Source organism: Streptomyces sp. NPDC046303, from assembly GCF_055588085.1.
Genome location: NZ_JBVJFA010000011.1, coordinates 187,592 through 208,366 on the forward strand (window position 1 = coordinate 187,592; position 20,775 = coordinate 208,366).

18 protein-coding genes are annotated in these 20,775 nt (G+C 72.0%); 8 read left to right on the top strand and 10 right to left on the bottom strand.

The genetic code is table 11. The features are described from left to right. Nucleotides 1–92: 92 nt before the first annotated feature. The 5 genes from ACZ6I1_RS14645 to ACZ6I1_RS14665 form a co-directional block, all read right to left on the bottom strand. Entirely contained in the window at nt 93–1,115 is a 1,023-nt protein-coding gene (locus ACZ6I1_RS14645) for a LacI family DNA-binding transcriptional regulator (protein ID WP_469287010.1), read from the bottom strand. Then, nucleotides 1,103–2,707, bottom strand: coding sequence for a glycoside hydrolase family 13 protein (locus ACZ6I1_RS14650; RefSeq protein ID WP_469287012.1), 1,605 nt, complete (start codon nt 2,705–2,707; stop codon nt 1,103–1,105). Before ACZ6I1_RS14650 ends, ACZ6I1_RS14645 begins: the two co-directional genes overlap by 13 nt. Nucleotides 2,708–2,924: 217 nt before the next feature. Next, the gene (locus tag ACZ6I1_RS14655) at nt 2,925–3,767 is read right to left on the bottom strand and encodes a sugar ABC transporter permease (protein ID WP_469287013.1); all 843 of its coding nucleotides are present in this window, start codon (nt 3,765–3,767) and stop codon (nt 2,925–2,927) included. A 2-nt stretch (nt 3,768–3,769) separates the two neighbouring features. Continuing rightward, the gene (locus ACZ6I1_RS14660; RefSeq protein WP_469287015.1) at nt 3,770–4,798 is read right to left on the bottom strand and encodes a carbohydrate ABC transporter permease; all 1,029 of its coding nucleotides are present in this window, start codon (nt 4,796–4,798) and stop codon (nt 3,770–3,772) included. A 9-nt stretch (nt 4,799–4,807) separates the two neighbouring features. Further along, nucleotides 4,808–6,082 (bottom strand): extracellular solute-binding protein, encoded by a 1,275-nt coding sequence (locus ACZ6I1_RS14665; protein WP_469287017.1) that lies wholly within the window; start codon nt 6,080–6,082, stop codon nt 4,808–4,810. Between the two features lie 222 nt (nt 6,083–6,304). Here ACZ6I1_RS14665 and ACZ6I1_RS14670 point away from each other — a divergent pair, with 222 nt between their 5' ends. The 3 genes from ACZ6I1_RS14670 to ACZ6I1_RS14680 all read left to right on the top strand — a co-directional run bounded on the left by ACZ6I1_RS14670 (nt 6,305) and on the right by ACZ6I1_RS14680 (nt 9,991). Then, on the top strand, nt 6,305–7,915 hold the full coding sequence (locus ACZ6I1_RS14670) for a glycoside hydrolase family 13 protein (RefSeq protein ID WP_469287019.1): 1,611 nt from the start codon (nt 6,305–6,307) through the stop codon (nt 7,913–7,915). 26 nt (nt 7,916–7,941) lie between these two features. Further along, nucleotides 7,942–8,982 carry a LacI family DNA-binding transcriptional regulator gene (locus ACZ6I1_RS14675; protein WP_469287021.1) on the top strand — a complete coding sequence of 347 codons (1,041 nt, stop codon included), beginning with the start codon at nt 7,942–7,944 and terminating at the stop codon, nt 8,980–8,982. Nucleotides 8,983–9,076: 94 nt separating this feature from the next. After that, nucleotides 9,077–9,991, top strand: a complete 915-nt coding sequence (locus ACZ6I1_RS14680) for a phosphatase PAP2 family protein (RefSeq protein ID WP_469287023.1) — start codon at nt 9,077–9,079, stop codon at nt 9,989–9,991. On the opposite strand, the gene ACZ6I1_RS14685 is transcribed toward ACZ6I1_RS14680, so the two are convergent. The 3 genes from ACZ6I1_RS14685 to ACZ6I1_RS14695 are packed head-to-tail and all read right to left on the bottom strand — an operon-like array spanning nt 9,988 to nt 12,723. Then, entirely contained in the window at nt 9,988–11,574 is a 1,587-nt protein-coding gene (locus tag ACZ6I1_RS14685; RefSeq protein WP_469287026.1) for an amidohydrolase, read from the bottom strand. The genes ACZ6I1_RS14680 and ACZ6I1_RS14685 overlap by 4 nt on opposite strands. A 28-nt stretch (nt 11,575–11,602) precedes the next feature. Continuing rightward, nucleotides 11,603–11,860 (bottom strand): DUF397 domain-containing protein, encoded by a 258-nt coding sequence (locus tag ACZ6I1_RS14690; RefSeq protein WP_469287028.1) that lies wholly within the window; start codon nt 11,858–11,860, stop codon nt 11,603–11,605. Then, a complete protein-coding gene (locus ACZ6I1_RS14695; protein ID WP_469287029.1) occupies nt 11,857–12,723 on the bottom strand; it encodes a helix-turn-helix domain-containing protein in 867 nt (288 codons plus the stop codon). Before ACZ6I1_RS14695 ends, ACZ6I1_RS14690 begins: the two co-directional genes overlap by 4 nt. 109 nt (nt 12,724–12,832) lie before the next feature. On the opposite strand from ACZ6I1_RS14695, the gene ACZ6I1_RS14700 reads away from it, so the two are divergent. Further along, the gene (locus ACZ6I1_RS14700) at nt 12,833–13,318 is read left to right on the top strand and encodes an ATP-binding protein (RefSeq protein WP_469287031.1); all 486 of its coding nucleotides are present in this window, start codon (nt 12,833–12,835) and stop codon (nt 13,316–13,318) included. 232 nt (nt 13,319–13,550) lie between these two features. Further along, the gene (locus tag ACZ6I1_RS14705; RefSeq protein WP_469287033.1) at nt 13,551–14,360 is read left to right on the top strand and encodes a helix-turn-helix domain-containing protein; all 810 of its coding nucleotides are present in this window, start codon (nt 13,551–13,553) and stop codon (nt 14,358–14,360) included. On the opposite strand, the gene ACZ6I1_RS14710 is transcribed toward ACZ6I1_RS14705, so the two are convergent. Next, complete coding sequence (locus ACZ6I1_RS14710) at nt 14,357–14,962, bottom strand: TetR/AcrR family transcriptional regulator (protein WP_469287035.1); 606 nt, start codon at nt 14,960–14,962, stop codon at nt 14,357–14,359. The two genes, ACZ6I1_RS14705 and ACZ6I1_RS14710, sit on opposite strands and share 4 nt — an antisense overlap. Nucleotides 14,963–15,041: 79 nt before the next feature. Here ACZ6I1_RS14710 and ACZ6I1_RS14715 point away from each other — a divergent pair, with 79 nt between their 5' ends. The 3 genes from ACZ6I1_RS14715 to ACZ6I1_RS14725 all read left to right on the top strand — a co-directional run bounded on the left by ACZ6I1_RS14715 (nt 15,042) and on the right by ACZ6I1_RS14725 (nt 17,056). Further along, entirely contained in the window at nt 15,042–15,449 is a 408-nt protein-coding gene (locus ACZ6I1_RS14715) for a RidA family protein (protein ID WP_469287037.1), read from the top strand. A gap of 75 nt (nt 15,450–15,524) precedes the next feature. Further along, entirely contained in the window at nt 15,525–16,058 is a 534-nt protein-coding gene (locus tag ACZ6I1_RS14720; protein ID WP_469287039.1) for a SigE family RNA polymerase sigma factor, read from the top strand. Continuing rightward, the gene (locus ACZ6I1_RS14725; protein ID WP_469287041.1) at nt 16,055–17,056 is read left to right on the top strand and encodes a hypothetical protein; all 1,002 of its coding nucleotides are present in this window, start codon (nt 16,055–16,057) and stop codon (nt 17,054–17,056) included. Before ACZ6I1_RS14720 ends, ACZ6I1_RS14725 begins: the two co-directional genes overlap by 4 nt. A gap of 93 nt (nt 17,057–17,149) precedes the next feature. Here the strand turns inward: ACZ6I1_RS14725 and ACZ6I1_RS14730 are convergent, their stop codons facing one another. Next, nucleotides 17,150–20,137 (bottom strand): bifunctional [glutamine synthetase] adenylyltransferase/[glutamine synthetase]-adenylyl-L-tyrosine phosphorylase, encoded by a 2,988-nt coding sequence (locus ACZ6I1_RS14730; protein ID WP_469287043.1) that lies wholly within the window; start codon nt 20,135–20,137, stop codon nt 17,150–17,152. Nucleotides 20,138–20,775 lie beyond the last annotated feature (638 nt).

The following is a 20,775-nucleotide window of genomic DNA, read 5'->3' on the forward strand; positions in this document are numbered from 1 at the left end:
CCGCCCCAGCACGGGGGCGGCGCCGGAGCCCCGTGGTGGGGCCCCGGCGCCGGGCGGGGTCTCGGGGGGAACCCCGAGTTCGGAGGGAGCGGTCAGACGGACCGGGCCGGCGGGGCCGAGGTCGAGCCGCGGACGACCAGCTCCGGCTGGAAGACGTACTCCGTGCGCTGGACCGGGGTGCCGGCCACCGCCTCGAGCAGCGCGCCCACCGCCGCCGTCGCCATCGCGCGGACCGGCTGGCGGACCGTCGTCAGCGGCGGGTCCGTGAAGGCGATCAGCGGCGAGTCGTCGAAGCCGACCACCGACACGTCCTCCGGGACCCGCAGCCCCCGTTCGCGGGCCGCCCGTATGACGCCGAGCGCCATCGGGTCGCTCCCGCACACCACCCCCGTGCAGCCGCGGTCCAGCAGCGCGCCGCCCGCGGCGTGGCCGCCCTCCACCGTGAACAGGGTCCGCTGGATCAGGCCCTCCGACTCGGCGGACGGACAGGCGGCCACGAACCCCTGCTCCTTGCGGGCCGACGGCACGTACCGCGTCGGCCCGATCGCCAGGCCGATCCTGCGGTGCCCCAGGTCCTCCAGGTGCCGCACCGCCATGTCCGCCGCCGCCCGGTCGTCCGGGGAGATGAACGGCGCGTTGACCTGCTCGTTGAAGCCGTTGATCAGGACGAAGGGGGTACCGCGCGCCGCGAGGCGCTGGTAGCGCGACGGGTCGGCGTGGGCATCCGCGTGCAGGCCCGACAGGAACACGATCCCCGTGACCCCGCGTTCCTCCAGCTGCTCCACCAGCTCGTCCTCGGTGGCCCCGCCCGGGGTCTGCGTGCACAGCACGGGCGTGTACCCGTGCCCGGCCAGCGCCTGCTCGATGACCTGCGCGAACGCCGGGAAGATGGGGTTGGTCAGCTCCGGGATCAGCAGTCCCACCAGGCCGTTGCTGCGCCGCTTCAGCCGTACCGGCCGCTCGTAGCCCAGCAGGTCGAGCGCGGCCAGCACCTTGTGCCGGGTGCCGGCCGCGACGCCCGCCTTGCCGTTGAGCACACGGCTGACGGTCGCCTCGCTGACCTGGGCCTGCGCGGCGATGTCCGTGAGCCGGAGCGGGGAGGTCACCCCTTCCACCACACCGCCGTGTCGGCGGGCAGCACGTCCGGCTCGGCGAGCGGGCCGCTCGCCAGGAGCACCGTTCCCGGCGCGGGCATGCGGACGTCCTGGCCCGTGGTGTTCGCCGTGCACACGAAGCCGCCGCGCCGGAAGGCGAGCACCCCTTCGGGGGCCGCCAGCCACTCCACGGAGTCGCCCGCGCCCAGGTCCGGGTCCTCCCGGCGGATCCGCAGCGCCGTCCGGTACATCTCCAGGGTGGATGCCGGGTCCCCGGTCTGCGCCTCCACGCTCAGGCCCGCCCACTCGGCCGGCTGCGGCAGCCAGCTGCCCCCGCTGCCGAAGCCGTACGGGGCCTGCTCGCCGGACCACGGGATCGGCACCCGGCAGCCGTCGCGCAGCCCGTCCTGGCCGTTCGCCTTGAAGAAGGAGGGGTCCTGGCGGACCTCGTCGGGGAGGTCGGTGACCTCCGGCAGGCCCAGCTCCTCGCCCTGGTAGACGTACGCCGAGCCGGGCAGGGCCAGCATCAGCAGGGCCGCGGCCCGTGCCCGCTCCAGGCTGCCGAAGCGGGTCCGGTGGCGTACGACGTCGTGGTTGGACAGCACCCAGGTGGTGGGGGCGCCCACCGGCCGCATCGAGTCGAGCGAGTCGTCGATGGCGGAGCGCAGCGCTTCCGCGTCCCAGCCGGTGCTCAGGTAGTGGAAGTTGAAGGCCTGGTGCAGCTCGTCGGGGCGCAGGTAGAGCGCGGTGCGGTCGGCGCTCGGCGTCCACGCCTCGGCGACGCCGATGCGGTCGCCGGCGTACTCGTCGAGGACCCGGCGCCAGGAGCGGTAGATCTCGTGGACCCCGTCCTGGTCGAAGAAGGGCAGCACCTGGTTGCCGAGCAGCTTGAGCTGCTCGTCGCGGCCGAGGTCCGGCAGGCCGGGGGCCTTGACCAGGCCGTGGGCGACGTCGATGCGGAAGCCGTCGGCGCCGAGGTCGAGCCAGAACCGCAGGATGGAGCGGAACTCGTCCTGGACGGCGGGGTGTTCCCAGTTGAAGTCGGGCTGTTCGGGGGCGAAGAGGTGCAGGTACCACTCGCCGGGGGTGCCATCGGGGTTCGCGACCCGGGTCCAGGCGGGCCCGCCGAAGATGGACTCCCAGTCGTTCGGGGGCTCGGACCCGTCGGCGCCCCGTCCCGGCCGGAAGTGGAAGCGCTCGCGCAGCGGCGTGCCGGGGCCTTCCCGCAGGGCCTGCTTGAACCATTCGTGCTGGTCGGAGCAGTGGTTGGGAACGAGGTCCACGATGATGCGCAGGCCGAGTTCGTGGGCCTCGCGGATCACGGCGTCGGCGTCGTGCAGGGTGCCGAACATCGGGTCGATGGCCCGGTAGTCGGCGACGTCGTAGCCCGCGTCGGCCTGCGGGGAGGCGTAGAAGGGGCTCAGCCAGACGGCGTCGACCCCCAGTTCCTTGAGGTAGGGCAGGCGGCTGCGGATGCCTTCGAGGTCCCCCATGCCGTCCCCGTTGGAGTCGGCGAAGCTGCGCGGATAGACCTGGTAGATCACCGCTTCTCTCCACCAGCCGGGCAGGGTGCCGGTGGAGGTGGGAAGTGCGTCGGCGAGGTGCTGGGTCATGTCGTCCTTGGAGAGATCGGGCCGGGGGTGAGAGGGGGCAGGCAGCACGGGTGGGAGGGGGGTGTCTTCCGGGTCAGGCCGGATCAGCGAGCGACGTCTGGTGCCGTGCATCGCAAGGCCGAGGAAGGAGCCCATGCGGAGCATCGGCGACTGACGAGAACGCCGCGAGGCGCGGCACCAGGCGTCGCTCGCCCGGCATGACCCGGAAGACACCCCCCTAGCCCTTGGTGGCGCCTGCCGTCATCCCGGCGACGAGGTGACGCTGGGCGAAAACGAAGAAGATCGCCGCGGGGATCGCGATGAGGACCGAAGCGGCGCTCATCGCACCCCAGTTGGAGGTGTACTGGGTGACGAAGGTCTGGAGGCCGCCGGCCAGGGTGAGGTTCTCCTCGCCGACCATGAAGGCGGAGGCGTACGCGACTTCGCCCCAGGCGGTGATGAAGGCGTAGAAGCCGGTGACGGCGAGGCCGGGCTTGGCGAGCGGCAGGATCAGCCGCCAGAAGGTGCCGAAGGGGTTGAGCCCGTCGACGCGGCCGGATTCGTCGATCTCCACCGGGATGGTGTCGAAGAAGCCCTTCATCATCCAGGCGCAGAACGGCACGGCGATCGTGAGGTAGGTGATGATCAGGCCGACCGGCTGGTTGAGCAGGCCGAGGTCGCCCATCAGGTTGTAGAGCGGCACGATGAGGATGGCCATGGGGAACATCTGCGTGATGAGCAGGGTCCACATGAGCGGCTTCATGCCGGGGAACTTGAAGCGGCTGACCGCGTATCCGGTGGTGGCGGCGATGAACACACCGAGGACGGTGGTGACGCCGGCGACCAGGACGGAGTTCGCGAACCAGCTGAGGAAGTGGCTCGACTCCAGCAGGTACTGGTAGTTGCCGAAGGTGGGTTCCTTGACGAAGTCCGTCGTGATGGCGTGCTGTGCGGGCTTGAGCGAGGTCAGCAGGATCCACAGCACCGGGAAGACGGCGATGACGGACGCGACGACCAGGGTCGCGTGCAGGCCGACGGAGGCGAGCGGGGAGCGGCTGCCCCGGGTACGAGAGCTGGTCACGGTCACCACACCTCTCCCTGCTTGCGCAGCGAGCGCCGGTAGACCAGCGCGAAGATCATGAGCAGGGCGAGGATCAGTACGCCCCAGGTCGCGGAGCCGGCGAAGTCGCGCGGGCTCGCCACGAACGCCTCGCGGAAGGCCTGGGTCACCAGGATCTCCGTGGAGTCTCCCGGTCCGCCCCGGGTGAGCAGGAAGATCACCGGGAACATGTTGAAGGTCCAGATGGTGGAGAGCAGGATCACGGTCATGCTCACCGCGCGCAGTCCGGGGAGCGTGATGTGCCGGAACCGCTGCCAGGCGCTCGCGCCGTCCATCTCGGCGGCTTCGTACAGTTCGCCGGGGATGGACTGCAGTCCGCCGAGCAGGGCGACCATCATGAACGGCACGCCGAGCCAGACGTTGACGGCGACGACCGAGAACTTGGCCCAGGTCGGGTCGTCGAGCCACGGGATGGCCGCGATGCCGCCGCCCTCGAGGAGCTTGTTGAGGATGCCGCTGTCGCGGTTGAAGAGGAACCGCCAGGCGAAGACGGAGACGAAGCCGGGGACGGCCCACGGCAGGATGAGCGCCATCCGGTAGGCGGCGCGGCCGCGGAAGTTCCGGTTGAGCATGTTGGCCAGCACCAGGCCGAGCGTGAAGGTGATGGACACGCAGGCGACGGTCCACGCCACCGTCCACACCAGCCGCTGCAGGAACACCGGGTCGCCGAGCACGGCCGCGTAGTTGTCGAGTCCGACGAACTCGTACGTGGCTTCGATGTGCCGGGCGCCGATGGTGCGCGAGACGTTGCGCTCGTTGGCGTCGGTCAGCGAGAGGTAGACGCCCCGGACCAGCGGCCAGCCGATGATCACGCCGAGGACGAGCACCACCGGGGCGACCATGGCCCAGGCGTACCAGTGGGTGGCGAGGGCGCGCCTCAGTCCACCGCGGTTCCTGCCGTCAGTCCTGCGGCTCGGGCCGCGGGCGACGTCGGTGTTCCCGATGTCGTCACCCGCGGCCTTCGCCACCGACTGGCTGGTGTGAGCAGCCATCTTTATCTACTACTTCCAACCCTTGAGGATCTTGCGGAATTCGACGCCGGCCGCCTTGGCCGCGTCCTCCGGGCTCGAGGCCCCCGTGATCGCCTTGGTGTATTCGACCTTCAGCGGTTCGAAGAGGGAGCCGTTCTCCGGGATCCAGGCGCGCTCGACGGCCTTGTCCACGGCGGGCTTGAAGAACTGCACCATCTCGCTGGACTTCACGTCCGGCTGCTCGTAGGCGGCGGTGCGGGTGGGGAGCAGGCTCAGCTCCTTGGCCGACTGCACCTGGACCTCCTGCGAGGTCATGTACTCGACGAAGGCGTGGGCCGCGTCGCGGTTCTTCGAACCGGCGTAGACGCCGAGGTCGTGGCCGCCCTGCGGGGCACCGGCCTTGACCGAGCCGGCCGGGACGGCGGCGACGCCGAGGTTGGCCTTGTCCTTGAACTGGTCGCCGGCGTAGGTGTCGGCGACGGCCCAGGGACCGTTGATCATCATGGCGGCCTCGCCGGACTTGAAGGCCGTCTGCATGTTGGTCCAGCCGTCGGTGGCGTTGGTGATCGCAGCGCCCGAGGTGACCAGGTCGCGGGCGGTCTTGAACGCCTTGACGCCGGCCGCGTTGTCGACGGTGACCGTCTTGTTCTTCGCGTCGACCAGGTCGCCGCCCTCGCCGTAGATCAGCGGGAGGAACCAGTAGGAGTCGTCGCCGCGCAGGTAGAGGCCGGCCTTGCCGGTCTTCGCCTTGATGGCGGCGGCGGCGGACTTCAGCTCCTCGAGCGTCTTGGGGGGCTGGACCCCGGCGTCGGCGAGCATCTTCTTGTTGTAGAAGAGGCCGAGGGTGTCGATGACCTGCGGCACCGCGTAGGTCTTGCCCTCGTACTTGCCGCTGGCCGCGGCCTGCGGCAGGAATTCGGCGTCGATCTTCTTCGCGGTCTCGGCCGGGACCTCGTCGAGGTAGCCCAGCGAGGCGAAGTCGGCGACCCAGCCCACGTCGGCGCGGATCACGTCGGGGGCGTCGGAGCCGCTGCTGAAGGCGTTCTTGACCTTGTTCTGCGCGTCGCCGTAGGGAACGTTGACGTACTTGACGGTCACCTTCGGGTGCTTCGCCGTGAACGCCTCGGCGATCTTCTGGAAGCTGGCCTTCTCGGCGTCGTTCGACGTGTCCCACCAGGTGACGGTGCCGGACAGCTCGCCACCGGCCTTCGTCTCGCCGCTGTCGTCCTTGGTGTCACCACCGCAAGCCGTCGCCGCGAGCGCCAGGGCCGCGACCAGCGCGGTGGCCGCTATGCCACGCCGCATATGAACTCCTTCGATGATCCCGGACGCGCCCTCGCGGTCCCGAGTTGCCAGGAACGTAACAAGGCTGAAAGAAGACCGAAAGGGCTTGCCGCAATTTTCTGCAAGAAGGGCTGATCGTTACATCCGTGTGTCCGTACGGTTGCCGCAGCTTGCTGTTGGTTCGGTGCAGCTTCGGCTGCACCGGCCCGCAACCAGGGGGCGTGTACCCGCGTTGACCCCGGTATGACGCACGAGTCGACTGCCGTCCAGCTTGCAAGCGCTTCCAGCAATGCCACCGCGAGCAGCGGCTGGTGGCGTGATGCCGTCATCTATCAGGTGTACGTCCGGTCCTTCGCCGACAGCGACGGAGACGGCGTCGGGGACCTGCGCGGGGTGCGCGAGCGGCTCCCGCACCTGGCCCGCCTGGGGGTCGACGCCGTGTGGCTCACCCCCTTCTACGTCTCCCCACAGGCCGACGGCGGCTACGACGTGGCCGACTACCGGGCCGTCGATCCGCTCTTCGGGGACCTCTCCGACGCCGACGACCTCGTACGGGCCGCGCACGCGCTGGGGCTGCGGGTCATCGTGGACGTGGTGCCGAACCACACCTCCGAGCAGCACCCCTGGTTCCGGGCCGCCCGCGCCGGGGATCCGGCGGCCCGGGCGCGCTACCACTTCCGGCCCGGCCGGGGGCCCGGCGGCGCCCAGCCCCCCAACGACTGGGAGTCCGTCTTCGGCGGCCCGGCCTGGACCCGGGTCGAGGACGGTTCCTGGTACCTGCACCTCTTCGCCCCCGAGCAGCCCGACCTGGACTGGGAGCATCCGGAGGTCGCCGCCGAGTTCGCCTCCGTACTGCGCTTCTGGCTGGACCTGGGCGTCGACGGCTTCCGCGTGGACGTGGCCCACGGCATGGTCAAGGCCGCCGGCCTGCCCGACATCGGCCACGGCGCCCAGGCCACCCTCATCGGCACGCAGCCGCTCCCCTTCTTCGACCAGGACGGGGTCCACGCGATCCACCGCTCCTGGCGCCGGCTCCTCGACTCCTACGAGGGCCCGCGCATCGGGGTCGCCGAGGCCTGGGCGCCGACCTCCGAGCGCCTCGCCCTCTACGTCCGCCCCGACGAACTGCACCAGGCCTTCAACTTCCGCTTCCTGAACTGCCCGTGGGACACCGTCGCCATGCGGACCGTCATCGACGAGTCCCTGGCCGCCACCGGCTCGGTGGGGGCGCCCACCACCTGGGTGCTGTCCAACCACGACGTCGTACGCCACCGGACCCGCTTCGGCAGCCTGGAGCGGGCACGGGCCGCAGCCCTGCTGATGCTGGCCCTGCCCGGCTCGGCGTACGTCTACCAGGGCGAGGAGCTGGGCCTGCCGGAGGTCACCGACCTCCCGCCCGCGGTCCGCCGGGACCCGGCCTTCCTGCGCACCGCGGGACAGGACGGGCTGCGCGACGGCTGCCGGGTCCCGCTGCCCTGGTCCGGTGCGGAGCCCCCGTACGGGTTCGGGCCCTCGGATGCCTGGCTTCCGCAGCCGGCCGGCTGGGGCGGCCTCAGCGTCGCCGCCCAGACCGGCGATCCGCACTCCACCCTGGAGCTGTACCGCGCCGCCCTGGAGCTGCGCCGGGCCCTGCCCGGCCTCGGCTCCCCGGACGCGGGCCCGATGACCTGGCTGCCCGCACCGGAGGGCGTCCTGCTCTTCTCCCGACCCGGCTTCGCCTGCACCTTCAACAGCCGGTCCGCGGCCGTCGAACTCCCCGCACCGGGACGCCCCGTCCTGTCCAGCGCGCCCGTGGAGACGGACGGCCGCACCGTGCTGCTTCCGGCGGACTCGTGCACGTGGTGGGCAATCTGAACGTGCGACCGGTACAGTCCAATCCCGTGACCGCACGGCTAGCCGACATCGCAGCCCAGGCGGGGGTCAGCGAAGCCACAGTCAGCCGCGTGCTCAACGGCAAGCCCGGTGTGGCCGCCGGCACCCGTGAGTCCGTGCTGGCCGCGCTCGACGTGCTCGGCTACGAACGGCCGGTCCGGCTGCGCCAGCGCAGCGCGGGCCTCGTCGGGCTGATAACCCCCGAGCTGGACAACCCCATCTTCCCGGCGCTCGCCCAGGTCATCGGGCAGGCGCTGACCCGGCAGGGCTACACGCCCGTGCTCGCCACGCAGACGCCCGGCGGATCCACCGAGGACGAGCTGACCGAGATGCTCGTCGACCGCGGGGTCTCCGGCATCATCTTCGTCTCCGGCCTGCACGCCGACACCACCGCCGACATGGGCCGCTACGACCAACTGCGCGGCCAGGGCGTCCCGTACGTCCTGATCAACGGGTTCTCCGACAAGGTGCAGGCGCCCTTCGTCTCCCCCGACGACCGTGCGGCGATGCAGCTCGCGGTCACGCACCTGACGGCACTGGGGCACACCCGGATCGGGCTCGCCGTCGGACCGAAGCGCTTCGTGCCGGTGGTCCGCAAGATCGAGGGCTTCCGGCTCGGGATGAAGGAGCGGCTCGGGCTCGACGAGGCCGAGACCGAGGAGCTGATCCAGCACTCCCTGTACTCCCTGGAAGGCGGCCAGGCGGCCGCGGCCGCGCTGATCGCGCGGGGCTGCACGGCGGTGGTGTGCGCGAGCGACATGATGGCGCTCGGCGCGATCCGGGCCGCCCGCCAGCAAGGCCTGCGGGTGCCCCAGGACGTGTCGGTGGTCGGCTTCGACGACTCCCCGCTCATAGCGTTCACCGATCCGCCGCTCACCACCATCCGGCAGCCGGTGCAGGCCATGGGGCAGGCGGCCGTCCGTACGCTGCTGGAGGAGATCGGCGGTACGCCCGCCCCGCACAGCGAGTTCGTCTTCCTGCCCGAGCTGGTGGTCCGGGGCTCCACCGCCTCCGGCCCCGGGCAGGCTCGGGGCCGTGGTCGTCCGTAGTCGTCCGTAGTCGTCCGTAGGTCGGAGCGCAGGCGCCGAAGACCGTCCCGAGGGATGATCGGAGGCGAGATCGTATCTGGCAGACTCTCTCCCCATGGGTGAAGCGAGCGTGAAGACACTGGAAACTCCCCCAGCCACTGCCGGGGGCACCGCCAGCACGGACGTCTTGTCACCCGTCGTGACCGAGAGCGGGGTCCGGGCGGGGTCCGAGCGCTCCCTGCTGACCCGGTTGCGCAGTCCGCGCCGGCCGCGGATCTGGTTCGAGATCCTGCTCATCGCGGTCAGCTACTGGACGTACTCGCTGATCCGCAACGCCGTGCCCGAGCAGAAGGCGGCCGCCCTCGCGAACGCCGACTGGATCTGGAACGCCGAGCGGGCCCTGGGCATCGCCGTGGAGCAGACGGTCAACCACGCGGTGAACTCCGTGACGTGGCTGATCGTGGGCATGAACTACTACTACGCCACGCTGCACTTCATCGTGACCATCGGCGTGCTCGTGTGGATCTACCGTTTCCATCCCGGCCGTTACGCGGCCACCCGCCTGGTGCTCTTCGCCACCACGGGCGTCGCCCTGGTCGGCTACTACCTCTACCCGCTGGCGCCGCCCCGGCTGATGAACGGGCAGAACTTCGTCGACACCGTGCTGGTCCACCACACCTGGGGCTCCATGGCCTCCGGGAACCTCAAGAACATGTCGAACCAGTACGCTGCGATGCCGTCCATGCACATAGGGTGGTCGCTCTGGTGCGGGCTGACGATCTTCGCGGTCGCCACGGCCCCCTGGGCCCGGATCCTGGGCCTGCTCTACCCGGCGGCGACCCTCGTCGTGATCGTGGCCACCGCCAACCACTTCTGGCTCGACGCCGTGGGCGGCCTGCTCTGCCTGGCCTTCGGCTACACCGCCTCGCGGGCCTGGTTCGGCTCGCTCCCGCACCGGCTGCCGCGCCACCCCCTGCACACGGGTCCGCACCCGGCCGCGGAGCTGTTGAACCGTTTCCGGCGGGCCTAGCTCCCGCTCCCCCGGTGGGTGATCCGCCCGCCGGACATCGTGAGGCGGACCGGGGCCTCGGCCAGCTCGTCCACCCCGGCCGTGACCGGGTCGAGGGCGAAGGCCGTCAGATCCGCCCGCGCCCCGACCGCGATCCGGCCCGCCACCTCCTGCTCCCCCGCCGCGAGCGCCGCGTGCGAGGTCATGCCCTCCAGTGCCATCAGCCCCGTCAGGGCGGGTCCGGCCGCTGCCGCGCCGAGAGGGCTGCGGGCGGTGACGAGGACCCGGCGGGCGTCGTACGGGGCGACCGGCCAGTCGGAGCCGAGCGCGAGGACGGCTCCCGCGTCCCGCAGGTCCCGGCAGCGCCAGGCGCGCCCGGCCCGGTCCTCCCCCAGCCGCCTGGACCACTCGTCGGTGTGGTCGGCGCGGGTGTACGCGGTGTGCGGGGGCTGCATCGAGGCGATGACGCCGAGTTCCGCGAACCGCTTGAGCTGGTCGTCGGGCACGGTCTCGATGTGTTCGATCCGGTGCCGCATCCGGGCCTGCCCGCCGAGCGCGGCGACGGTGTCGAGGACGTGGCGGACCGCCGCGTCGCCGATGGCGTGGGTGGCGGTGCGCACCCCGGCCGCGTCCAGGATCCGTACGGCGCGGGCGTAGGCCCGCGGGTCGGGCCAGAAGGCGTCGGTGCCCTGGCCGTGGCAGTCGGCGTGCTCCAGCCAGGCGGTGCCGCCCTCGACGGTGCCGTCCATGAAGAACTTGACGCCGCCGACCTGCCAGTGGCGGCCGGCGAGGCCCTGGAGCTCGATCAGCCCGGCGAGTTCCTCGTCGTCGGCCCCCGGCATGCACCAGGGGGCCAGGCGCAGCCGCAGGGGCAGGTGGCCCTCGTACTCGACGGTTGCGAGGAGCGCCGGTACGTCTCCGTCGCCGAGGTCCATGACGTGGGCGCCGGTCAGGCCGGTGGCCGCCATGGCGTCGAGGAGGGCGACGAGCCGCGTGCGGCGTTCGGCGGGGGTGGGCTGGGGGAGCAGGGCTCCGACCAGCGCCATCGCGGCGTGCTCGACGAGGTGCCCGGTGGGACGGCCGGCCGCGTCGCAGACGACGGCGGAGCGCTGGGCGAAGGTGCGGGGGCCGGTGATCCCGGCGGCGGCCAGGGCCGCACCGCTGGCGAGGGCGGAGTGGCCGTCGTACAGGCGCAGGAAGGCCGGGGCGCCGTCGAGGACGTCCTCGATCAGGGCGCGGTCGACGGGCTGTCCACCGAAGGCGTTGTGGTCGAGGCCGTGGCCGACGACCCAGCCGCCGGTGCGCTCGGCGCCGCGCAGGGCGGCCCGCAGCTGCTCGGGGTCCCGTACGCCGGAGAGGTCGGTGCCGGTGGCCATCTCGATGCCCCAGACGGGATGGCTGTGCGCGTCGGTGAGGCCGGGGGTGAGGGTGGCGCCCCCGAGGTCGACCACCTCGGTGCCGGGGCCGCGCCAGTCCCGTACGTCGGCCTCGTCCCCCACGGCGACGACCAGCCCGCCGCGCACCGCGACCGCCCGAGCCTCGGGCCGGCCGGGGTCGAGGGTCCGGACGCGGGCTCCGGCGAGGACGGTGTCGGCAGCGGGCACGGCTCTGCTCCTTCGGGACGGGCGGGCGTCAGCCTGCGGCGTACCGCACGAAGCCGGTCCAGGCGTCGGGGCCCACGGCCAGCCGGCCGCCGTCCACGTCCTTGGAGTCCCGCACCAGGACCGCCTCGGGCACCACCGCGACCTCGACGCACTCGTTGCTGTCGCTGGCGCTGTAGCTGCTCTTCGTCCAGGCGACTTCGACGCAGTCGTTGCTGTTGCTGGCGCTGTAGCTGCTCTTGACCCACTCCAGTGCGGAAAGGTCGCCGACCGAGGGCTTGATGCTCATGTCTCTCCCAGCACTTTCTCGATGAAGGCTCTCGACTGCCGTGGGCTGAGGGCCTGTGAACGGATGATCCCATACCGCAGTTCGAGGATCTGGATGTCCTTGGCGTCGGTGATCTGGCGGCTCATCAGCTGCGCCTCGACGTATCCGACCGTCGAGCCGTCCTTCAATTTCAGCACCTGGATGTCGCCCGCCATCCCGGCGTGATCCTCGCAGTCCGTCGGCATCACCTGGATCTCGACGTTGCGCAGTCGTCCGATGTCGAGCAGGTGCTCCAACTGCCTGCGGAGTACGTCCCGTCCCCCGATCGTTCGCTCCAACGTGACCTGCTCCAGCACGAAGGTCAGCGCCGGTGACGGCTGCCGGTGGAACATCTTCTGCCGCGCCACGCGGGCGGCGACGTACCGGTCCACCTCGTCCGGTGAGAAGGCCGGCCGCCGCATCTCGTACAGCGCACGCGCGTACTCCTCGGTCTGGAGCAGACCGTGCAGGCTGTGGTTCCCGTACGCGCCCAGCTCAACCGTCTCGGACTCCAACTTGGCCAGAGCGCGCACCTTCTTGGGATGACGGGCCTTCTCCACGTCGTCCTTCATCGCGGCGATTTTGCCGCCCGCCGCGAGGATCTCGTCCGCCTTGTCCAAGAACTCCGGGCGCGGGATTCGGGTGCCGCGCTCGATCTTGTAGATCAGGTTCTGGCCGTAACCCATGCGCGCACCGAACTTCACGCGATCAAGCCCGGCGGCCTCCCGCCACATTTTCAACTGGCGGCCGACGGTGGCGATAACCGCCCCTGATTCATCCTCCGGATCCAGTTCCCAACTCGACTCACTCGATTCGCTCGACTCTTCGGCGCCGTCTGCGTTCATTTCCACCTCCGAGGGACAGGCGGGACAGGGCTGGACACCCTGGGACAGCCGCCGTACACGGCGGCCTCAGCCCTGTTCAGGTTACGCACGGCTCGCCACGCTGAGTCACGTGAATCAGGAAATCGCCTTCGTCGCCACCCTCCCCGCCACCCCGCACGGCGCCCGCTCCGCACGGCAGCTCGCTGCCGCCCAACTGGCGGACTGGGGGCTTCCGTTCGCTGATGCCGCCCTTGTGGTCGCCGAGCTCGCGAACAACGCCGTCACGCACGGACGCGTCCCCGGGCGGGGGTTCCGGCTGCAGATCGCCGTCACCGGCACCACGCTCCGTATCGAGGTGAGCGACACCCGCAGCGAGTGCGCGCCCCCGTCCAGCGCGGAAATCCCCGCCCTCGCGGCGGAATCCGGCCGGGGCTTGATCCTCGTCGGGGCACTCGCCGACAAGTGGGGGATCACCCTCGGCCCCGTACCGCTGAAAACGGTCTGGGCGGAAATCGCGCTGCCGGCACCCGGATCACCGGGTCTGGGTTTCCGCGTTCCGGTGGGCCGTGGGGCGGTTCGGCACGACGTAAACCGCTGTGAAGACCTAGGGAAATGACCCTTCCCAACCAAACCCGGCCCGCTCACCCGGTCGGGTGAATGCGGCCAACCTGGCTGGCGCATATGCCGGTTGAGGATGCAGGCTCAGCCTCGACAACCCTATAAACGCGAACGGCCCCCGACGGGACGGCAATCCCGGCCGAGGGCCTCACCGCTGAGGAAGTTAGGAGCTTCCCGTGGCTGAGCAGCACCTTAGCGCGCCCTTGCGCGCTCCGCATGACCTTCCCACGATGGGTGTCGGGCACGACAACCGCCGCCACCGCGAGCGCTTCGTCGTCATCGGCAACCACCTCGCCCAGCACCGAGAGCTGAGCTTGACCGCGATCGGTCTGTCCACGCACATCCAGTCCCTGCCCACCGGCGCCAAGGTGTCCATCAAGGCCTTGTCGGAGCGGTTCGCCGAGGGGGAGACGCGCATCGCCTCGGCCCTGCGCGAACTGGAAGCGCACGGCTACCTGTCACGCACCCGGGAGCGGCTTCCGTCCGGGCGGGTGGTCACCCGGACGGTGTCGTACAACAACCCGCCCGCCATGCGGCGGCTGGACGGACACGCGCCGGAGCACCTCGAACAGGCCCCTGAACCGGCGGTTCCCGAACCGGACCCCGACCCCGAACCGGCGCCGCCGCCCACCCCTCGGGCCGCCCCTGGGGACCACGAGGAGGCTGCCGACCTGCTCGCCCGCCTCCGCCTGCGCGACCCCCGGCTGCTGCTCTCGGAACGTGACGTGGCGCGGCTCGCGCCCAGCGTCGCCGGCTGGCTGGAGTGCGGCCTGAGCCCCGCCGCCGTCAGCGGCACCCTGGCGGGCTGCCTCCCGGCGGAGCCGATCCGCTCGCCCGCCGCGTTCCTGGCCCACCGGCTCACGGCGCTCCGGCCGCCCCTTCTCGCGGAGCGTCCGTCGGGCCCACGTCCCCCAGACCGGCAGGTTCACCCGTTCCAGACCTGCGACGGCTGCGAACGCGCCTTCCGCGCCTCCTCCCCGGGCCACTGCGCCGCCTGCGCCACAGCCACAGCCACAGCGGCCCGACCCGAAGCCGCTTAGAGACCCCAGCCGCGCTCGACCGACTGGCGACATCGGCCGGGTTCGTCTCCTGCGCTGGTGAACAGTGCGGCCAGCATGGGCACGCCGTACGTGAGTGCCTGCTGCGACAGGGGGCCCGTGGCCACGAGTGAGGCGAGTCCGTGGCCGATGGTCCAGCTTTGGGTGGCCAGTTCCAGCGGATCGACCTCGTCACGGAAGCGGCCGTTCGCCTTGGCCCGTTCGATGGCACGGACGAGGCGGTCCAGGGTTTCGTCCGCGGCGCCGGTGTCTTCGAGGTCGAAGCCCGCGTCGAACATGACGCGGTAGAGATCGGGATTCTCCAAGGCGTTGGCCAGGTAGGCGGCGCCCAGGGCGGCGAGGTCTCGTACCGGGTCCGCAGACGTTTTGACGCCTGCCAGTCGGGCGGCCAGGCGCGTGAAGCCTTCTTGCCGCAACGCCTTCCACAGGCCGTCCATACCGCCGAAGTAGGTGTAGACGGCCATCGTCGACACCCCGGTTCCGGCGACCAGGGTGCGGAGGGTGACCGGCTGCCTCGTCCGCAGCATGTGTGCGGCCCGGCCGAGCAGCAGGGAGCGGACCGCTGGATCTTTCGTCCTCGCCATGGCTCCACAATACATAGCATCGCTATGCTTTCATGGGCGCTGATCCTGCTGCTCCCACGCCAAGAGGAAGAGGCCGTTCATGTCCGTCACGCTGGTCAATCCCGAGGGGTTGCCGAAGCCCGAGGTCTACCGGCAGCTGTCGGTCGCCACCGGATCGAAGCTGGTGTTCCTGGCGGGGCAGGTCGCCCGCGACGCCGACGGCCGGCCCGTGGGCGACGGAGACTTCGCCGCCCAGGTCGAGCAGTGCTATCTCAACGTGGCCACCGCTCTGGCCGGGGTCGGCGGCTCCTTCGACGACGTGGCGAAGCTGACCATCTACGTCGTCGACTGGAGCCCCGAGAAGATGCCGCTGCTGGGTGAGGGCGTGGGCCGGGCGGCGGCGAAGCTCGGCATCGATCCGGTCAAGCCGATCACGCTCCTGGGCGTGGCGGCACTGGGGGAACCCGACCTCCTGGTCGAGGTCGAAGCCACCGCGGTCATCGAGTAGCCGTATCACTGCCATTTCCGGCGCCGGGCAACCGAATCCGAGCGGATGGTGGTCAAGGGGGCGAAGGGGGTGCCGATGCAGGCCGAGCAAGAAGCTCATTTCCAGTCGTTCGTGGCCGCGCGCTGGAGTCATCTGGTGCGGACCGCGTACCTGCTGACCGGCGATCCGCACGATGCGGAGGACGTGACCCAGAGCGCGCTCGCGAAGGCGTACCGGTCGTGGCGGCGCGTGTCGCGCATGGACAGTCCCGAGGCGTACGTGCGCCGGATGCTGGTCACGTGCAACAGCGACCGGTTCCGCAAGCGCCGGGTCGCCGAGCGGCTGACCGACGCCGTGCCGGACACCTCGGTGCGCGACAACGCCGTGGCGTGGGCCGACGAGCGCAGCGTGCTGATGGAGGCGCTGGCCCAACTGCCCGCCCGGCAGCGGGCGGTCGTGGTCATGCGGTATTGGGAGGACCTCTCCGAAGCGGAGACCGCCGACGTCCTGGGCTGCTCGCCCGGCACCGTCAAGAGCCAGGCGTCCAAGGCCCTGGCGAAACTGCGCGCCTGGCCCGGGCTGGGACAGGTCACCACCACGAACGAGACGAATGCGGGGGCGCTCCGGTGAACGGGCGAGACGACGAGCGGACGGGACGCGACGGGCAGGGTCGGGACGGGCAGGACGGGCAGGACGGGCGGGTCAGGCAGGACGGGCAGGGTGGTTTCGAGTCCGACCTGCGGGTGCGGATCGCTCAGGGCGCGACGGGCGTGCGGCCCGCTCCCGCCCCCTACCAGGCGATCGTCCGCCAGGGCCGCCTGGAGCAGCGGCGGCGCAGGCTGGCCGTGGCGGGTGCGGCCCTGGTCGCGCTGGCCGTCGTACCGGTCACGGCCATGGCCCTCACGCGGACCGACGGCGGCGGGCCCTCGGCCCACGTGTCCGTCGCGGGTGGCGGCCCGACATCGAGCGCGCGGCCGCAGTCGCCCGCGCCGCCCGCCGGGCCGGCCGCTCCGGCGACCCCCGGGCAGCTCGCCGACGGCATCACCATGAAGGACGCGGCCACGGGGCTGGAGCAGTGCCTGGCCTCCGACTTCGCCCGCACCAACGGGCCGGGTTCCCCGCGGAACGACCTGGGCAAGGCCGCCGACTACCGGATCCTGCTCGCGCACCGCAGCACCGGCAACGACAACTCCCCGGGCGACGGCCGGTACATCGTCGCCGTCAGGGACGCTCCGGTGCTCACCCGGATCATCTGCAGCATCAAGGACGGGCAGGCGAACGGCGTGAACATCTCGATGGGCGGCACGGCGTCGGAGCCCGGGGCCGGGCCCGTCTTCCCCGACATGAACGCGGGCAAGCTCTACCTCCAGCGCCTGAGCACCGAGGGCCCCTGGAAGCTGCCCTACCGCTGGGGCAGCATCGGCACCGTCGACGCCCGCATCGCCAAGGTCACCGTCAGCTACGGGGGCGCCACGGTCGAAGCCGCCGTCGACCGCGGCTGGTTCGCCGCCACCGGCATGCTGGAGCGGGCCGTCACCAAGGCGCCGCGGATCAAGGGCTACGACGCCCAGGGCACCCAGGTCTACGACTCCGACCAGGACAAGTACTACGACAAGCCCATCCCGTAGGCCCTGGGACCCGCGGCCCCGCGGCCCCGCGGCCCCGCGTACAAGGACCTCGCCGCCGCACAGGGGTCGGCGGCGAGGTCCTGCCCTGCGTGGCTACGCCCCGTAGAACAGCTCGTCCACGACCGCGCGGGCCCGGCGCGTGATGCGCCGGTAGTCGTCCAGCATCTCGCCGACCGTCCCCTCCGCGTAGCCGAGGTAGCGGCCCACCGCCGCCAGTTCCCGGGCTTCGGAGGGGAAGGTGTCCCCGGCGCGGCCGCGGACCAGCATCACCGCGTTGCGCACGCGGGTGGCCAGCACCCAGGCCTCGTCCAGGATCTGCGCCTCCTCGGTCGGGATCAGCCCGGCCGCCTGCGCGGCGGCCAGGGCCCGGCGGGTGCGGGTCGTACGCAGGCCCGGCTCGGCCCAGGCGTGCTGCATCTGGATCAGCTGGACGGTCCACTCGACGTCGCTGAGGCCGCCGCGGCCGAGTTTGGTGTGCAGGGTCGGGTCGGCGCCGCGCGGCAGCCGCTCCGATTCCATCCGGGCCTTGAGCCGGCGGATCTCCCGTACGGCGTCCTCGCCGAGGCCCTCCACCGGGTAGCGCAGCGGGTCGATCAGGTCGATGAAGCGCCGGCCCAGGTCGGCGTCGCCCGCGACCGGTTCCGCACGCAGCAGGGCCTGGCTCTCCCAGGTCAGCGCCCAGCGCCGGTAGTACGCGGCGTACGAGGCCAGGGTGCGCACGAGCGGGCCGGAGCGGCCCTCGGGGCGCAGGTCGGCGTCGATGAGCAGCGGCGGGTCGGCGGTGGGCAGTTGGAGCAGGCGGCGCATCTCGGCGATGACGGTCTGGGCGGCCTTGGCGGCTTCCTGCTCGTCGACGCCCTCGCGGGGTTCGTGGACGAACAGGACGTCGGCGTCGGAGCCGTAGCCCAGTTCGTGGCCGCCGAAACGGCCGACGCCGATGACCGCGAAACGGGTGGGCAGGGTGTCGCCCCATTGGGACCCGACGGCGGCGCGCAGGGCGCCCGCGACGGTGGCCGCGGTGAGGTCGGAGACGGCCCCGCCGACCAGGTCGACGAGGGCCCCGTGGTCCTCCTCGGCCGGGCTGTCCTCCGTACCGTACGAGCGGATGATGTCGGCGGCGGCGGTACGGAAGAGCTCGCGGCGGCGGACCCCGCGGGCGGCGGCGACGGCGGCCTCGGGGGTATCGGCGCGGCCGACGGCGGCGAGGACCTCCTGCTCCAAGGCCTCGTGGGTGCGGGGCTGGAGCCCTTCGGGGTCGCCGAGCAGGGCGACGGCCTCGGGGGCGCGCATCAGCAGGTCGGGGGCGAGGCGGCCGGCGGACAGCACGCGGGCGAGGTTTTCGGCGGCGGCCCCCTCGTCGCGCAGCAGCCGCAGGTACCAAGGGGTCTTGCCGAGGGCGTCGGACACCTTGCGGAAGTTCAGCAGGCCGGCGTCGGGGTCGGCGGAGTCGGCGAACCAGCCGAGCATGACCGGCAGCAGGGTGCGCTGGATGGCGGCCTTGCGGGTGACGCCGGAGGCGAGGGCTTCGAGGTGACGCAGGGCCGCGGCCGGGTCGTGGTACCCGAGGGCTTCGAGGCGCTGTCCGGCGGCGCGCGGGGAGAGCCGGGTCTCGCCCGGGGCGAGCTGGGCGACGGCGTCGAGGAGCGGCCGGTAGAAGAGCTTCTCGTGCAGGCGGCGCACGACGGAGGCGTGACGGCGCCAGGCCTTGGTGAGTTCGGCGACGGGTTCGGTGCGCAGGCCCATGGAGCGGCCCAGGCGCCGCAGGTCCTGCTCGTCCTCGGGGACGAGGTGGGTGCGGCGCAGCCGGTACAGCTGGATGCGGTGCTCCATGGTGCGCAGGAAGCGGTACGCGTCGTGCAGCTGGGCGGCGTCGGCGCGGCCGACGTAGCCGCCGGAGGCGAGGGCGTGCAGGGCGTCGAGGGTGGTGCCGGAGTGCAGGGTGTGGTCGCTGCGGCCGTGGACGAGCTGGAGCAGCTGGACGGCGAACTCGACGTCGCGCAGGCCGCCGGGACCGAGCTTCAGCTCGCGGTCGACGTGGGCGACGGGGATGTTGTCGACGACGCGGCGGCGCATCTTCTGGACGTCGGCGACGAAGTTCTCGCGCTCGGCGGCCTGCCAGACCAGGGGGCTTATGGCCTGGATGTACTGCGCGCCGAGGTCGGGATCCCCGGCGACGGCGCGGGCCTTGAGAAGGGCCTGGAACTCCCAGGTCTTGGCCCAGCGCTGGTAGTAGGCCAGGTGGGAGGAGAGGGTCCGGACGAGCGGACCGTTCCTGCCCTCGGGGCGGAGGTTGGCGTCGACGGGCCAGATGGTGCCTTCGACGGTGGTCTCCGAGCAGATCCGCATGAGGTGGGAGGCCAGGCGGGTGGCGGCCTGGACGCCCTTGCCCTCGTCGGTTCCGGCGGCGGCCTCGCCGACGAAGATGACGTCGACGTCGGACACGTAGTTCAGCTCGTTGCCGCCGCACTTGCCCATCGCGATGACGGCGAGGCGGCACTGGGCGGCGTCCTGGGGGGCGGCGGCGCTCGCGATGCGCAGGGCCGCGCGGAGGGTGGCGGTGGCGAGGTCGGCGAGCTCGGCGGCGGTCTGGGCGATGTCTATGGTGCCGCAGACGTCGCGGGCGGCGATGGAGAGCAGGCAGCGGCGGTAGGCGACGCGCAGGCCGACGGGGTCGTGGGCGTCGGCGAGGCCGCGTTCGAACTCGGGGAGCCCGGGGTGCAGGTCGGCGGCCTCGTAGGTGACGAGGGCGTGCCAGTCGCGGGGGTGGCGGGCGAGGTGGTCGCCGAGCGCCTCGGAGGCGCCGAGCACACCGAGCAGGCGGTCGCGCAGCGGCTTGGCGCTGACCAGGGTGTCGAGGAGCAGGGACAGTTCCTCGGGCGGCTGCGCCTCGGCGAGCCGGACGAGCCCGAGCAGGGCGAGGTCGGGGTCGGCGGTGGCGCCGAGGGCGTCGAGGAGCACGGGATCGGCGCGTACGGAAGCCAGCGCGTCGGCGTCCAGCAGCCGGGCGGCGGCCGAGGGGTCGGTGAACCCGCTGCGGAGCAGCCGGATGAAGGTGCTGCTCCTGCGTCCCGGGACTGTCATCCCGCCGCCTCCCGCGGTCGTCGCTGCCACTGCCGCCGCCGCCGCTGCGCTGGCGTACCTGTGGCTGAGCCTAGCGCGGTGACCGGCGAGGTTCACCGGGTCACGGCGCTGCCCGGCGCGGCCGGACCACGCGGTACGTCCCTTGCGTTGCCCGCCCACCGGAGCAGGTGCTCGCCCCACCGGCACGTACCATGAGGGCGATTATCGGATTATCCGAAGACTTATGACGTGATGGGGCTCACTCCCCGCCGACCGGCCGCGAGGAGCCTCATGTCCGACGGACGCCCCTACCCCGGCTCCGCCTGGCCCGGCCCGGAACCCATACCGGGGGCGGAGGCCCCGCCCACCCCGCCTCCGGCGCCATGGCACCCAACCCACCCGACCAAGGCTGCGCCGACTCCGCCCCCAGCCGCATGGCACTCCGCCCACGCACCCGAGGCTCCGCCCGCAGCCGCGTGGCACTCCGCTCACGCGCCCGAGGCTCCGCCCGCAGCCGCGTGGCACCCGCCCCACACGACCGAGGCTTCGCCGACTCCGCCCGCAGCCGCGTGGCGTCCGGCCCACCCGGCCGGGCCTGCGCCGACTTCGCCCGCAGCCGCACGGCACTCCGCCCACGCCACCGAGGCCCGGCCCGCAGC